This window comes from Candidatus Collinsella stercoripullorum, assembly GCF_027669965.1.
Taxonomy (GTDB): Bacteria; Actinomycetota; Coriobacteriia; order Coriobacteriales; family Coriobacteriaceae; genus Collinsella; species Collinsella stercoripullorum.
Genome location: NZ_JAQECM010000018.1, coordinates 7,377 through 20,852 on the forward strand (window position 1 = coordinate 7,377; position 13,476 = coordinate 20,852).

At 68.0% G+C, this 13,476-nt stretch carries 12 protein-coding genes and 2 tRNA genes; 10 read left to right on the forward strand and 4 right to left on the reverse strand.

The features are described 5' to 3' along the window. From PHA29_RS05425 to PHA29_RS05435, 3 genes are all read left to right on the forward strand, one after another. Positions 1–1,146 (forward strand): polysaccharide deacetylase family protein (locus PHA29_RS05425; RefSeq protein WP_270848535.1); only part of this gene is annotated, 1,146 nt, incomplete at its 5' end. A 351-nt stretch (positions 1,147–1,497) separates the two neighbouring features. Beyond that, positions 1,498–3,402, forward strand: a complete 1,905-nt coding sequence (locus tag PHA29_RS05430; protein ID WP_270405727.1) for a magnesium transporter MgtE N-terminal domain-containing protein — start codon at positions 1,498–1,500, stop codon at positions 3,400–3,402. 21 nt (positions 3,403–3,423) lie between these two features. Then, positions 3,424–4,665 carry an Nramp family divalent metal transporter gene (locus PHA29_RS05435; protein ID WP_270405726.1) on the forward strand — a complete coding sequence of 414 codons (1,242 nt, stop codon included), beginning with the start codon at positions 3,424–3,426 and terminating at the stop codon, positions 4,663–4,665. 302 nt (positions 4,666–4,967) lie between these two features. Here PHA29_RS05435 and PHA29_RS05440 read toward each other — a convergent pair whose 3' ends face one another. The 4 genes from PHA29_RS05440 to PHA29_RS05455 all read right to left on the reverse strand — a co-directional run bounded on the left by PHA29_RS05440 (position 4,968) and on the right by PHA29_RS05455 (position 7,604). Next, entirely contained in the window at positions 4,968–6,152 is a 1,185-nt protein-coding gene (locus PHA29_RS05440) for a hypothetical protein (RefSeq protein WP_270405725.1), read from the reverse strand. 353 nt (positions 6,153–6,505) lie between these two features. Then, entirely contained in the window at positions 6,506–7,057 is a 552-nt protein-coding gene (locus tag PHA29_RS05445) for a LemA family protein (protein WP_270405724.1), read from the reverse strand. 315 nt (positions 7,058–7,372) lie between these two features. After that, a tRNA-Ser gene (locus PHA29_RS05450) sits at positions 7,373–7,465 on the reverse strand. Between the two features lie 48 nt (positions 7,466–7,513). Then, a tRNA-Ser gene (locus tag PHA29_RS05455) sits at positions 7,514–7,604 on the reverse strand. A 242-nt stretch (positions 7,605–7,846) separates the two neighbouring features. Between PHA29_RS05455 and PHA29_RS05460 the strand changes: the two genes are divergently transcribed. The 7 genes from PHA29_RS05460 (at position 7,847) to rplI (ending at position 13,365) form a co-directional block, all read left to right on the forward strand. After that, positions 7,847–8,515 carry a hypothetical protein gene (locus PHA29_RS05460; protein WP_270848536.1) on the forward strand — a complete coding sequence of 223 codons (669 nt, stop codon included), beginning with the start codon at positions 7,847–7,849 and terminating at the stop codon, positions 8,513–8,515. A 17-nt stretch (positions 8,516–8,532) separates the two neighbouring features. Further along, positions 8,533–10,050 (forward strand): DUF4013 domain-containing protein, encoded by a 1,518-nt coding sequence (locus PHA29_RS05465; RefSeq protein WP_270848537.1) that lies wholly within the window; start codon positions 8,533–8,535, stop codon positions 10,048–10,050. 570 nt (positions 10,051–10,620) lie between these two features. Further along, on the forward strand, positions 10,621–10,914 hold the full coding sequence (rpsF, locus tag PHA29_RS05470; protein ID WP_270405003.1) for a 30S ribosomal protein S6: 294 nt from the start codon (positions 10,621–10,623) through the stop codon (positions 10,912–10,914). Positions 10,915–10,975: 61 nt separating this feature from the next. Continuing rightward, a complete protein-coding gene (locus PHA29_RS05475) occupies positions 10,976–11,440 on the forward strand; it encodes a single-stranded DNA-binding protein (protein ID WP_270405002.1) in 465 nt (154 codons plus the stop codon). An 83-nt stretch (positions 11,441–11,523) separates the two neighbouring features. Continuing rightward, a complete protein-coding gene (gene rpsR / locus PHA29_RS05480; RefSeq protein ID WP_235422271.1) occupies positions 11,524–11,790 on the forward strand; it encodes a 30S ribosomal protein S18 in 267 nt (88 codons plus the stop codon). Positions 11,791–11,811: 21 nt separating this feature from the next. Beyond that, a complete protein-coding gene (locus PHA29_RS05485) occupies positions 11,812–12,795 on the forward strand; it encodes a YybS family protein (RefSeq protein ID WP_270848540.1) in 984 nt (327 codons plus the stop codon). 42 nt (positions 12,796–12,837) lie between these two features. Further along, positions 12,838–13,365: a 50S ribosomal protein L9 gene (gene rplI, locus PHA29_RS05490; RefSeq protein WP_270405000.1), complete on the forward strand. Its 528-nt coding sequence runs from the start codon at positions 12,838–12,840 to the stop codon at positions 13,363–13,365. Positions 13,366–13,476 lie beyond the last annotated feature (111 nt).

Genomic DNA, 13,476 nt, shown 5'->3' on the forward strand with positions numbered 1-13,476 from the left:
ATCGTCATCGCGGCGGCGCTGGGGATCGGCTACCAGTTCTTCTGGCGCAGCGTCGAGTTCAGCGTCAACGGCGAGGAGCGGACCGTCCAGATCAACACGAGCGTCCAGCAGCTGCTGGAGGACAACGACTACTTCGGCGTCAAGGCCGGACGGCTGCTCTCGGTGGGCGGCAACGTCATTTCCGAGGACGGCGGCGACCGCTGCGCGGTGACCTTCGACGGGGAGCAGCTCGAAGCCGAGGACCTCGTCGAGGCCCGCGTGGTCGACGACTCCCAGATCACGGTGGCCGACGGTGCGGACGCGGTCGAGCCCTACAAGGAGGAGACGGTCGACGCGCTGCCCGGCATCCAGATGGACGGCAGCGGCGCCATCCAGTTCGTGTCGCAGTGGGGCAAGGCGGGCAAGAAGGTGGTCTGGACCGGCGAGCAGTCCGGCGAGACCGTCGACAAGGAGGTCATCGAGGAGCCCGTCGACATGGTGGTGAGCGCCCTCAACCCCAAGCCGAAGGGGGACAAGAAGTACATCGCCCTCACCTTCGACGACGGCCCGAGCGGCTACACCGACGACATCCTCGCCATCCTCAGGGAGAAGAACGCCAAGGCGACCTTCTTCAACCTCGGCGGAAACGCGGGCGCGCGGTCCAAGACGGTCGTCGACAACGGCAACCAGCTGGCGAGCCATACCAACCAGCACATGAACCTGCCCACCTGCGACCGCGACACGCTGCGCTCGGAGATCACCACGGCGGCGGACGCCATCGAGCAGGCGTCGGGCGTGAGGCCGCAGATGATTCGCGCGCCGTACGGGGCGTTCACCGCCACGGAGTGGGCGCGGTCGGCGGACCTCATCAGCTGCAACGTGCTGTGGAACATCGACACCCTCGACTGGAAGCTGCCCGGGGCGTCCTCGATCACGAACAACGTGCTCACGAACGCCTACAACGGGGCGATCGCGCTCATGCACGACGGCGGAGGAAACCGCAGCCAGGACGTCGAGGCGCTCCCCGCCATCATCGACGGGCTGCGCGCCGACGGATACGAGCTGGTCACGGTGTCCGATCTCATGGAGCTCGACGGGCGCTTCCCCGAGGACGTCGTCAACGGCACGGTCGAGATGCCCGAGGACGCGGCCCTCCCCGCCCTCTAGCGGGCGCCGGAAGTCGGCTGCGGGACCGTCGGCTGCGCGCCGTCGGCCATGCGGGTCGGATGCGGCGCGCGATCGGGCCGCCGCTTGCGCGCGGTCCGTGCGGCCCGCACCCCGGTCGCGGTGCCGCCGCCCGCGCGCGGTCCGCGTCGCCCCCCAAACGACCCCCGGTCGATGTATAGTAGAGACCGCTCCCGCCCGACGGCGGGAGCGTTTCGCGTATGGGCCAGTCGAAAGGAACGCGGTGAAAACCAAACCCCGACCACACAGTAGCTGACCCTGGCGGACGCCCTTCGAGCGGCGCGCGCCGGGGTAGCGCGCCATAGCTTTCCATCCTGTTCTCGAAGGAGCGCCATGAACTACCTTTCCGAGATGCTCAGGCTGCCGGTCGTCGATTCGACGGGCGAGCGCATCGGCATCGTCAACGACCTGGGCATCGCCACGGGCGAGGTCTTCCCGCACGTGACCTCGCTGGCCTTCCAGGGCCCGGGCAAGACGCCGTTCATGATCTCCTGGCGCAAGTACGTCGAGCGCTTCGATGACGACGGGGTCTACCTCAAGGTGCCCGCCACCGACATCCGCTTCTCCTACCTGCAGCCCGACGAGGTCCTGCTCGCCCGCGACATCATGAACAAGCAGATCGTGGACACGCAGGGGCTCAAGGTCGTGCGCGTGAACGATATCAAGCTGTCGACCTCCGGTGAGAACCAGCTGCGCCTGCTCGGCGCCGAGGTCGGCGCGCGCGGGCTCCTGCGGGCGCTGCACCCGGCCCTCGAGCGCGTGGCGGTCCGGCTCGCCCGCGCCGTGGGGAAGCCGATCCCCGAGGAGATCATCGCCTGGTCGTACATGGACCTGCTCGAGCGCTCGACCCAGACGATCAAGCTCTCGGTGTCCCACAAGACCCTGGGCGAGCTGCACCCCGCAGACATCGCCGACATCATCGAGCAGCTGGACCCGCGCCTGCGCGGCGAGGTGTTCGCCCAGCTGGATACCGCCCAGGCGGCGGAGGCCATCTCCGAGTTCGATGACGACGAGCTCGTCGCGGAGATGCTCGAGGGCCTGTCCGACCGCGACGCGTCGTCCATGCTCGCGCTCATGGACCCCGACGACGCGGCGGCGCTCATCGAGGAGCTCGACTACGAGAAGGCCGAGAAGCTCCTGCGCCTGATGGGCGTCAAGGAGGAGCGCGCCATCCGCACCCTGCTCGGATACGAGGAGGACACCGCGGGACGCATTATGACCAGCGAGTTCGTCGCGCTCCCGGCCACCGCGACCGTGGCCGACGCCATCGAGGGCCTGCGCGGGCTCGACGAGGACTTCGAGAGCGTCTACTACGTCTACACCACCGATGCGGACGGCGCGCTGACCGGCGTGCTGTCGCTGCGCACGCTGATCGTGGCCGACCGCGACGCGCGCCTGAAGGACCTGGCGTACCGCGACCTCGTGTGGGTCGCGCCCGATGTGGACCAGGAGGAGGTGGCCGAGGAGATGACCAAGTACAACCTCGCGGCCATCCCCGTGTGCGACGAGCGCCGGCACATCCTGGGCATCGTCACGGTGGACGACGCCATGGAGGTCATGAACGAGGAGCACGCCGAGGATCTGCAGATCGCGGGCGTCGGCTCGGGCGACGCGGGCACCGGGGAGTCGATGCACGTGTTCTCGTGGTTCGCGCGGCGGCAGTACTGGGTGCTCGTGTGGGCGGTCGCCTCGGGCATCATCGCGGCGGCGCTGGAGTGGTGCGGGGTCGGCGGCTCGTACGTCGTCTACCCCATGTGCGCGATGCCGGTCGTCCTGATCGCATCGAGCCGCGTGGTCTCGTTCGTGAGGAACTACTACCTCGAATACGACGAGTCGGACGGGGAGGACAAGCCCTACCTCGGCTTCTTCCTTCAGACGCTGCTGCTCGGCGCGGTCCTGGCGGCGGTGGTCTTCCTCTGCGGCCAGCTCGTCCTCGGCGCGGCGTACCCGGACGACGTGCTCTCCCTGGTGGCGGCCCCCGGCGGCCCGCTGGCCGTGAGCACGGTGCTGTCCGGCGAGGTCATGTCCGCGTGGGCGCTCTCGACGAGCTTCGCGTGCGCGGCCGCGGTGACCTTCCTGTGCTGCGCGGTGTCGGTCGTCTACCTCAAGGTGCTGTTCTGGCGCGACGAGCACGACCTCAACACGTCGGGCACGGCCATGAGCGTCTCGGCGGTGCTGATCTTCTGCGCGCTGTACTCTGTCGCATCCGCGCTCTCCATCTTCCTCATCGCGTGCTAGACGGCGACCCGGTGGTGCGAAATGGGAAACGGGAATCGTGAGAAGCTGACTGTCGGGATGGTGCTCGGGGCGATGGGCCCCGGGCTGCTGGCGGCGCTTTCGGGAAACGACGCGGGCGGGATCGCCACGTACTCGAGCGCGGGGGCGAGCTACGGCTACGGGACGCTGTGGATGCTGCCCGTCATGGCGGTGCTCCTGATCGTGGTGCAGGAGACCGCCGCGCGCTGCGGGTGCGTGACGGGCAAGGGCTTCGCGTCGCTGATCCGCGAGAAGTTCGGGGTGCGGCGCAGCGCGCTCGCGATGACGGCGCTGCTGATCGCGAACACGGCTGTGACGATCTCCGAGTTCGCGGGCATCGCGAGCGGGCTCGCGCTGTTCGGCGTGCCCAAGACGGTGTCCGTGCCGCTCGTGGCGCTGCTGATCTGGATGCTCACCATGTCGGGGAGCTTCCGGCGCATCGAGAAGATCCTCCTCGCGGTGAGCTGCGTGTTCGTGACCTACGTGGTCGCGGCCTTCCTCGCGGGGCCGGACTGGGGCCAGGTCGCGGCGGCGACCGTCTCGCCGCACGTCATCGCCGAGCCCGAGTACGTGTCCCTGCTGGTGGCGACCATCGGCACCACCATCGCGCCGTGGATGGTCTTCCTCGCCCAGAACAACGTCGTGGACAAGAACGTGGACGAGAGCGGGATCGTGCTGCAGCGCATCGATACCGCGAGCGGCTCGGTCATCGCGTGCGCCGTCGCATGGTTCATCGTGGTCACGACGGGTGCGGTGCTCTATCCGGCCGGCATCCAGGTGTCCGACGCGGCCGATGCGGCGTTGGCCCTGGAGCCCATCGCCGGCGAGTTCTCGACCATCCTGTTCGCCTCCGGGCTGGTGGCGGCGAGCTTCCTGGCGGCGTGCGTGCTGCCCGGGGTCACCTCGAGCGCGATCTGCGAGGCCTTCGGGTGGGAGCGCGGCGCGGACCGCAGCTGGGAGGAGGCGCCGGTGTACCGCGGCATCATCACCGCGGTGATCGCCGCCTCCGCCCTGCTGGTGATCATGCCGGGCGTCGACCTGTTCCAGATCATGATGAGCGCGCAGGTCATCAACGGCGTGCTGCTGCCGGTCCTGCTGGTGTTCCTGCTGCTTATCGCCCAGGACCGGCACATCATGGGGCGGTATCGCAACGGGAGGGCCTGGAACGTGCTCACCTGGGCCACCATCGTCATCATCACCGTGCTGACCGTGGTCATGTTCGCCCTCCAGGCGCTGGGCTACTGACACGACGACCGCGGCCTTGCCGGCGAGCTGTCCGCATCGTTCGTTTCGCCCCGCTTCCGGGTGGTAAACATTTTTACTGTAACGTTAAATCGCGGACCTCGGAGTAGACTCGTTTAGGTGCGAGCTGTTTACCTGCACTTTTATCAAGCGACGGAGCCGAGCTACTCACAACCTCCGAATTGAACGTTACAGTAAATCAGCCGTATGTCTCAGACGCCGCCGAAATCACAACATGTTGTGTTCTGTGCTCGATATCCACTGTCCACCTGCGGAAACGACGCAGACATCCGCGTTTTCCCAGCTCAACTGAAGATCTGATGGTGCAAAGCGTCCCTTGCGACCACGAAATCGGAGAGCCTGGGGCGGAACGGCAGTCCGAGCTTCATGGCGCAGGCGCTCATCATGTCATCGAGCTTATCGAGGTCGCGGAGATGGTCGTCGATGACCTCGAACACCGTGTATCCCATCCCCTCGAGCGCATGGAGCCTGCCGGACCGCTCGGCGAAGCCCCACTCGTCCGCGTGGTATTCCTCGCCGTTGACCTCGATGATCGCGTTCAGGGAGGGGAGCAGGGCGTCCGCGACGCAGCTCCTCTGCCCGCTCAGGTTCCGTCCGCTCTCGTCCAGCTCGATGATCCGGTTGAGGTGCGGCCGCGGCCAGCCTTCGCCGCCCAGCTCGCGGGCGGTGAACATGAGGATGGCGCATCGCGATTCGAGAGGGGAGCCCGAGCCGTCGAGGACCTGCTCCGCCGCCCGCCGGGCGAGCGCCAGGCCGCGCACCCCCTTCGGGGCGGCGACGCGGTCGATAGATTCCAGCAGGGCTTCGCCGCGTGTGAGCGGCGGGCGCTTCCACAGGTCGGTGATGCTGCCGTTCCGTTTGAAGCACGGGGCCCAGGGGGCGTCGTCGGCATAGGCGACCCTGCTTCCGGAGGGCTCGGAGTACGCGGGGAAATGCTCCCACGATCGGACGACGTCGCGGTCGAGGAGGCCGCCCGAGACGAGCTCGCGGACGACGTAGCGCGCCCTCGCGGTCCCGGGGCAGATCGCGTACAGACCGCACGCCTCGTACATGCGCATGAGCAGCGCGCCGAGCTCGAGTCTGCGCGCAAGGTGGCGCAAGGTCGCCTCGGGGGAGGTGACGTACAGGCCCGCGCCGAGGTCGACGAGGTCGTCGTCGCTCAGGTCGATGCGCATCTTCCTAGGGGCGACTGTCCGCGTACGCCTGCGGCCGGCATCGGGTCCGACGAGCACGCTGATGGGGAGGGGGATCCCTTTGAGGTCTCCGAGCAATCTGCCGCGGATCCGAGCCTCGGGCTCGCTCGAATCGCGCCGCAGGGAGAACATGCGCGGGGGCATACCGAGCCCTTCGAGGCTCGTGGCGACCGAAAGGGGGATGTCGGTATCCCGTACGATCGGCGGCGTCGACCAATACGCCCAGGCCGACAGGTCGCAGATGACCGCCGATTTGTCCAGCAGCTTTCCGCACATGGGGGAAGCGTAGCACGAGACAGCTCGACGGGAGAGTAAAACGATATAGTTTACCTGCGGAGATGCTGAGTCTCATGTTGGATATCGGGAAGATTGCGACAAGGGGTTATCGACAGGGGGTCCTGGCCTGCGCGCGGGGGAGCGGGCAGCACGGTTAGGAATATGCGGCTAATCGCTACCGCCCAGACCTGCGCATGAGGAGGCGGGGCGCGGGAAGGCCTTCCCAAGGGCTTTTCAACAGAAAGGCGCCCTGTCGGCGAGAACGCTCGACCCCCGGTTCCCGGTTCGGGAAACGGGGTCGTTCGTACCGAAAGGGCGCCCGATCGATCCTGAGATGACAGGGTGCGGACCGGTTAGAACTTGACCTCCGGGACGGTGCGCGCGGCCTCGTCGGCCTCGAACCCGGAGCGCTCCTTGAACTGGAAGATCCCCGCGAAGATGACCCCGGGGAAGGTCTGGATGGCGTTGTTGTAGTTGAGCACGCAGTCGTTGTAGCTCTGGCGCGCGTACGAGACCTTGTTCTCGGTGTCCTCGAGCGAGGTCTGCAGCTGGATGAAGTTGGTGTTCGCCTTGAGGTCGGGATAGGCCTCGGCGACGGCGAACAGCTGGCGCAGCGCGCCGGTCAGCATGTTGTCCGCGGCCATCTTGTCCTCGGGGGTGGCGGCGGCGGTGGCGGCGTTGCGCGCGTTCACGACCGCGGCGAGCGCCTCCTTCTCGTGGGAGGCGTAGCCCTTGACGGTCTCCACGAGGTTGGGGATCAGGTCGTTGCGGCGCTGCAGCTGGGTGTCGATGTTCTGCCACGCGTTGTCGATGCGGTTGCGCAGCGTGACCATGTTGTTGTAGATGCCCGCGATCACGCAGACGATGATGATCACGACGACGATGCCGATAATGATCGGGATCATGCTCACTCCATTCCGGGCGAAGCCCGCTCGCGGATGTGCCGGCCTCCTATGGAATCCGCCGGGTATCGATAAAGTATACCCGCGCGCCGCCCGAACAAGTAGGGGGTCGGCTTCATGCCCGGCATTTCACCCGCGAGCGCAGGGCGCCCGCCGTCCTGTGGCCCGGAGGCCGGCCCTCCGGCCCGGCCTCGCGCGCTGCGCCGGGGGACGCTCGGCGCGTCCCCGCGGCTCCGCGCCCTGCGGGTTCGAACCCCTCCTGCACGGGTGCAGAAGGGCGCCCTGGGCGTGAGGGTGTATTTGCTTGTTAGGAAAAAATGGCGGAGGAGGAGGGATTCGAACCCTCGTACCCGGGAACACCGGATAAACGGTTTTCGAGACCGCCGCATTCAACCACTCTGCCACTCCTCCGCATGGAGTGAAACATGGCGCGTCAAACGGCGCGCCATGAGAGGATGCTGGCGGAGAGTCAGGGATTTGAACCCTGGAGACGCTTTTGGCGCCTACACGATTTCCAATCGTGCTCCTTCGGCCACTCGGACAACTCTCCGTGAAATGCATAGGCAATTTTACCGTAAACCGCGCGGCGCGCAAGCGGGAATCTCCGGTCGTTGGGAAAATGTGGCGACGGGCTCTGGAGCTGGGGAAACACGCGTGCTCCTCCCCGCGCGCGCAGACGGGCGCTCCGGTTTCGCCCCGTCGCCCTGCTTAAGGTCCGCTTAAAGTGACCCTCCGACCCCGCGTGACCCCGCGGCGCTGGATACACTCATAGAGACGACGAGAGGAGGTGCCATGCCGCACGAGACCCAGCCGGATTCCGGCCCCGAGCTTTCCGAGCAGCTGCGCGTCGCCGTCGACTACGCCCTGCTCGAGGCGAGCGAGGGGCTTGCCGCGGGATGCGGCCTGGTGCCCTTCACCGTCACGCGGATCGCGGGCTGCTACGACGTCACGGACCATCCCGTGGGGTCCGCCGAGGCGGTCTACGCGTCGGTCCGCTCGCTGGTGTCCCGTGATGCGCCGGACCTGTACGCGTTCGTGTACGACGGCTCCCTCGAGACCGGGGGCGCCGGCTCGGGCCGGGCGCTGATCTGCGAGGCGGCGGAGCGGGAAGACGCTCGCGCGCACCTCATCGCGCTGCGCTACCGCGCGGACGGCGGCTCCGTGCGCTTCGCCGACCGACCGATCTCGGTGGGCTGGGCGGAGAGCCTGTTCTCTCCGGCGGAGCGCGTCGATGCCGTCACGGCTCCCGGCGCGGCCGCCCCGGGGATCGAGGGCCCGGTATCGTCCGGTCCCGGCGTCGACCTCGGCCTGCGCCCCGCTCCGTCGTTCGGCGTCGACCTCGGCCGATGCCCCGCCCCTCCACCGGGCGCCGCCCGCGTCCCGCTCGGGGTTCCGCCCCTGTTCCCGCTCGCGTTCTCCGCGCTCGCCGGCCTCGTCGCCGGGGCGCCGACCGTATTCTGATGACGAAGGAGGCCCGCATGTACGCCCAGCAACTCGGCTTCACGACCTCGTGGAAGATGCTCACCCGCGACAAGGGGTGGATAAAGCCGATCCTGATGCTCACCCTCGTCGGGTGGATCCCCATCCTGGGGCAGATCGCCATCTTGGGTTACGGCCTCGAGTGGGCGCGCCTCACGGCGTGGGGCGTCGACGCCGCGCCCAAGCAGCGCAGCGTGGCCTACGGCAAGGTGCTCGCGACCGGGGGCATCGCGTTCCTCGTGATGCTGACGATGGGCTTGGTGACGGGGATCGTCGACACGATCCTGTTCGGCCGCTGGTATTCGATCACCTCGCTCCCGTTCGGGTCGAGCATCTTCGCCGACTCCGTGATCACCCTTGCCGGCGACGTGACCTCGGTGCTGGGGATCGCGGTGCTGGTCGTCAACCTGCTTATGGGCGCGTTCATCACCGCGGCGATGCTGCGCGCGACGCTCTACGACAGCTTCGGGGCGGGATGGCGCATCGACCGCCTGTTCCAGATGGTCGCGCGCGATCCCGGCGGGTTCTTCCATGCGTATGCGGTCTCCCTCATCGGCGGGATCGTGAACTCGGTGTACGCCATGGTCGTGACGCTCGCCGGCGGTCTGGCCGCGTTCGGCGGGGCGATGGGCGTCGCGCTCAGCATGGGGATCGCGAGCGACACCATCATCGAGCGGCTGCTGTACGGGGCGGGACCCGGGCTCGTGATCCTGCTGGTCGTGGTCGCCCTGGCCGCGGCGTTCGCGGGGTCGGCGATCTCCATCACGATGCAGCTCGTGTCCATCAACGCGATGGGGCAGTGGTTCTGCCGCTTCCGCGTAGACCTGTGGGGCGTGTCCTCCGCACCGCTGCCCGACGGCGTGCCGGTGAGGTTCCCGGGCACGGGAGCCGGTGCGCCGGCCCGGCCCCAGGCGGCGATGCCACAGCAGCCCGGCGCGGATTCCGCGACCGCCCCCGCTTCGGCGTACGGGGCGGCCGCGGCGGCGGGTGTCGCTGCCGCTGCTGCCGGTGCGGCCACAGCGGCGGGCGCGGGACACGGCTCCGCCGCGGCTCCGGGCACGGCGGCCCCGGTGGCCCCGGTGGCGGGTGCGGCCCCGGTGGCGGGTGCGGCTCCGGTGGCGTCTCCCGCTGCGGGGGCTGATGCATCCGCAGCTCCGGCCCCTGGCGCGGTTGTGCCGCCGGCCGCGGCGACGGAGCCGGCTGCGAGCGCGGTGCCGGAGGTTGCGGTCGCGGCGGATGCGACGGAGACGGCTCCGGTGCAGACGGTCGATGCGCCGGGAGGCGTGGAGTCGGCGGGCGATGCTCCCGCGGGGGATGTCCAGGCGGGCGGAGCCCCTGCGGACGAAGAGTCCCGCGTCATCGCCATGCCGGCGGTCGGCGGTTGGGATGCCGCGGTCGTCCCCGTTGACGAGGGCGGGGCCGACGCCGAGGCCGCGGAGAACGCTTCGGATGGCGAGGAGGCCGTCGAGGCCTCGGGGGATGACCCCGAGGGCGGGAAGCCCGAGACTGACCGATAGCGCAGCCGACGGCACCCCTTCCAGACCCGCGACGGGGCCGTATCCGGGGTTAGCCCCCGGTGCGGCCCCGTTTTCGTATGGGTTGGTTGGGTGGGTTGGTTGGGGACAGGTTCGTTTCAACCTATGCCGAGGCCGCCCCTCCCATGGGGAAGCGGGCCGGAGTCAGCCGAGGGCAGGATGGGTTGGTTGGGGACGGGTTCGTTTCAACCTGTGTCGCCGGACGGGACGCCACGGCGTTCTTTCCGTGGAGGCCCGGGGTCCGAGGCGCGCCGACACCGGGTTCGGAACGCCGGCTGCCTGCGGCTGTCGGATTCGGGCAAGGCCGGACCGGGATGCGCGACCGAGGGACCGGGACGGGTGCGGGTTCGTTGTCGGGACGGCATGAGATAGTCGGGGGGCGCGGCACGGCGGCCGGGCGACGCGTCCGACCACCCTGCTTGTGTGGAGGTCATGAGGGAGTACCTGCGCGAACTTGAGCTGCGGCGGGGATTGGTCTACAGTTACCGAGTCCTTTCCTGCTCCGGGCGCACCTTCACGACCTGGAGCCTTATGCCCAGAGGAGGTGACCACATGAAGGCCTATGAACTGCTGTTCTTTGTCGACCCCGCTCTCGATCCCGAGACCCGTCTCGCCGTGATGAAGCGCATCGATACCACGATCGCCGCCGGCAACGGCAAGGTTGACAACGTTGACGAGTGGGGCAAGCGCAAGCTCGCCTACGAGATCAACAAGCTCACCGAAGGTGACTACACCCTCATCAACTTCCACGCAGATCCGACCCAGATCGCCGAGCTCGACCGCGTGCTGCGCATCACCGATGCCGTGGTTCGTCACATGATCGTTCGTCGCGACGACATGGAGTAAGGACCGTTTGGAAGGCGGGTCCGCGTGAGCGGTCCCGCGCAAGAGAGGTAGTGAGTCTGACATGAGCATCAACCGAGTCAACATCTCCGGCAACCTGACGCGCGATCCCGAGCTGCGCGCCACCGCGAGCGGCACCCAGGTGCTCTCGTTCGGCGTGGCGGTCAACGACCGCCGCCGCAATCCGCAGACCGGCGAGTGGGAGGACTATCCCAACTTCGTGGACTGCACGATGTTCGGCACCCGCGCCGAGGCCGTGAACCGCTACCTCCAGAAGGGGTCGAAGGTCGCGATCGAGGGGAAGCTGCGCTACAGCTCGTGGGAGCGCGACGGCCAGCGTCGCAGCAAGCTCGAGGTCATCGTCGATGAGATCGAGTTCATGAGCCGCGGTCAGCAGCAGGGCGGCTACGCCCCCGACTCCGGCGCGTCCTATGGCGGCGGCTACTCCGCCCCCGCCCCGCATGCGGCTCCTGCACCCGTGCAGGCTCCGCCGGCGGTCGACGTCTACGATGAGGACATCCCGTTCTAGGCGGCCCGCCGTCTTCCGGGATGGGTAACCAGTGAGCGGCGCTGCGGCGGTACGCGGCGGCGCCAAATGAAAGGTATTTTGACATGGCTAATGATTATTCAGCACGTCAGCCGCGTCGTAAGTACTGCCAGTTCTGCAAGGAGAACACCGAGTACATCGATTACAAGGATACTCAGCTTCTCCGTAAGTACATGACCGACCGCGGCAAGATCAAGCCCCGTCGCGTCACTGGCGCTTGCACGCAGCACCAGCACGACATCGCGAACGCCATCAAGCGCGCCCGCGAGATGGCTCTCCTGCCCTACACCGTTCCCGTGGTTTCCTCCCGCGGCGAGCGCAACCGCGGCTAGGCGAGGGACGAGGACCGGTAGATGCAGGAACCGAGCGCCGATTCCCAGCAGGGCTCGATAGTCCCGAGCGGCCCGTCCCCGAAGCGCATCGCGCCCCGGGTGGCACACGGCTCGCTGATGCTGGTGCTCGGTTGCCTGGTTTCGTTGTTCCTCCCGTTCGCCGGCGCCATCCTCATGGCGTACGGCATGCGCGAGCTCGCCGAGGCGTCCGGCGCGCGCGGTGTCGCGATCTCGTTTGCCGAGAGCGCGGTGCTGATCGCGGCGGCGCTGGTCGCGGGCGTGGGGTACGCGGCGCTCCTGGCACCCGTCCTGGTGTGCTCGGCAGCGGTCGTGCTCTGCATGTGGCGCGGCGCCACGGTCACCAACATGTCCGTGGCGGTCGTCATCGGCTCGCTGGTGAGCTTCGGGATCGATGCGGCGATCGCCGCGATCTCGGGGATCTCCGTCAGCGAGACGGCCGTCGCCTACCTGATGGCGGCGCTGCGCGAGTCCGTGGGGACGGGCGTCGAGGGCGACCTGCTCTTGGCGCAGATCCAACCCGTGGTCGAGGCCGTCTGGCCGCTCATCTACGTGACGGGCGCCGCCTTCGACTGCCTGGTCGCGGGGATCGGGTCCTACCTCATGGGCGTGCGCTGCACGGGGGAGCCCGGCAGGCCGTCGCTCGCACGGTTCGACGTGCCCATGTGGAGCGTCGCCGTGCTCGCGCTCGCGGTGGTGGGCTTCGGGGTCTCCTTCACGGGGATCCCGGAATCCGGGCTCGTGCGCACCGTCAGCACGACGGTGTTCATGAGCGTCCGCATCATCTTCGCCCTTCAGGGCTTCGGCGTGGTGAGCGCGCTGATGACGCGGAGCCGCATGGGCTGCCTGACGAGGACCGTCTGCATCTTTTTCCTGTTCTGGTCCGAGATGATGCTCTTCGCCATGAGCATCGTCGGCCTGATCGACATCTGGGCCAACTTCCGCAAGCTTCCGCGGGACGGCTCGCGCGATCGGGTCACACAGTAACCACTGCGCCGTTTCAAACGGTGCTATCTGCAAGGAGATCTCATGAAAGTCGTTCTTCTGGGTGAGATCAAGGGCAAGGGCGGCGAGGGTGACGTCATCGACGTCGCTCAGGGTTACGCCGAGAACTATCTCTTCCCTAAGAAGCTCGCCGTGGCGGCTACCAAGGGCAACCTGAAGCAGCTCGAGGAGCGCCGCAACAACATCGCCAAGCGCGAGGCCGTTCGCATCGCGAACGCCAACGCGCTCAAGGAGGTCCTGGACGGCAAGGCCGTCACCGTCGACGCCAAGGTCGGCGACGAGGGCATCCTGTTCGGCTCCGTCACCAGCGCCATGATCGCTGACGCCATCAAGGCCCAGCTCGATCAGGACGTCGACCGCAAGCGCGTCGAGCTCGGCAAGCCCATCAAGGTCGCCGGCACGCACCCCGTGGTCGTCTCCCTGTACCGCGACATCCGCGCCACCGTGAACGTCATGGTCGGCGTGACCGCCGAGGAGGCCGAGGCTGAGGAGGCCGAGGTCGCCGAGGAGGAGGCTGTCGAGGCCACCGAGACCGAGGCTGCCGCCGAGTAGCCCAAGCTCGCAACCCGTTCGCGAGTCCGCGGCCCGAGCGCCCCGTGCGCTCGGGCCGTTTTCCGTTTACGCGCCGCGGGAGGTGCGGATCGGATGGCCCTCCTCGCCTGC

Bases quoted from the DNA above. Each gene is read 5' to 3' on its own strand.
- PHA29_RS05430 (WP_270405727.1), top strand. From the start codon at position 1,498: ATGAACTACCTTTCCGAGATGCTCAGGCTGCCGGTCGTCGATTCGACG.
- PHA29_RS05435 (WP_270405726.1), top strand. From the start codon at position 3,424: ATGGGAAACGGGAATCGTGAGAAGCTGACTGTCGGGATGGTGCTCGGG.
- PHA29_RS05440 (WP_270405725.1), bottom strand. From the start codon at position 6,152: ATGTGCGGAAAGCTGCTGGACAAATCGGCGGTCATCTGCGACCTGTCG.
- PHA29_RS05445 (WP_270405724.1), bottom strand. From the start codon at position 7,057: ATGATCCCGATCATTATCGGCATCGTCGTCGTGATCATCATCGTCTGC.
- PHA29_RS05460 (WP_270848536.1), top strand. From the start codon at position 7,847: ATGCCGCACGAGACCCAGCCGGATTCCGGCCCCGAGCTTTCCGAGCAG.
- PHA29_RS05465 (WP_270848537.1), top strand. From the start codon at position 8,533: ATGTACGCCCAGCAACTCGGCTTCACGACCTCGTGGAAGATGCTCACC.
- rpsF (WP_270405003.1), top strand. From the start codon at position 10,621: ATGAAGGCCTATGAACTGCTGTTCTTTGTCGACCCCGCTCTCGATCCC.
- PHA29_RS05475 (WP_270405002.1), top strand. From the start codon at position 10,976: ATGAGCATCAACCGAGTCAACATCTCCGGCAACCTGACGCGCGATCCC.
- rpsR (WP_235422271.1), top strand. From the start codon at position 11,524: ATGGCTAATGATTATTCAGCACGTCAGCCGCGTCGTAAGTACTGCCAG.
- PHA29_RS05485 (WP_270848540.1), top strand. From the start codon at position 11,812: ATGCAGGAACCGAGCGCCGATTCCCAGCAGGGCTCGATAGTCCCGAGC.
- rplI (WP_270405000.1), top strand. From the start codon at position 12,838: ATGAAAGTCGTTCTTCTGGGTGAGATCAAGGGCAAGGGCGGCGAGGGT.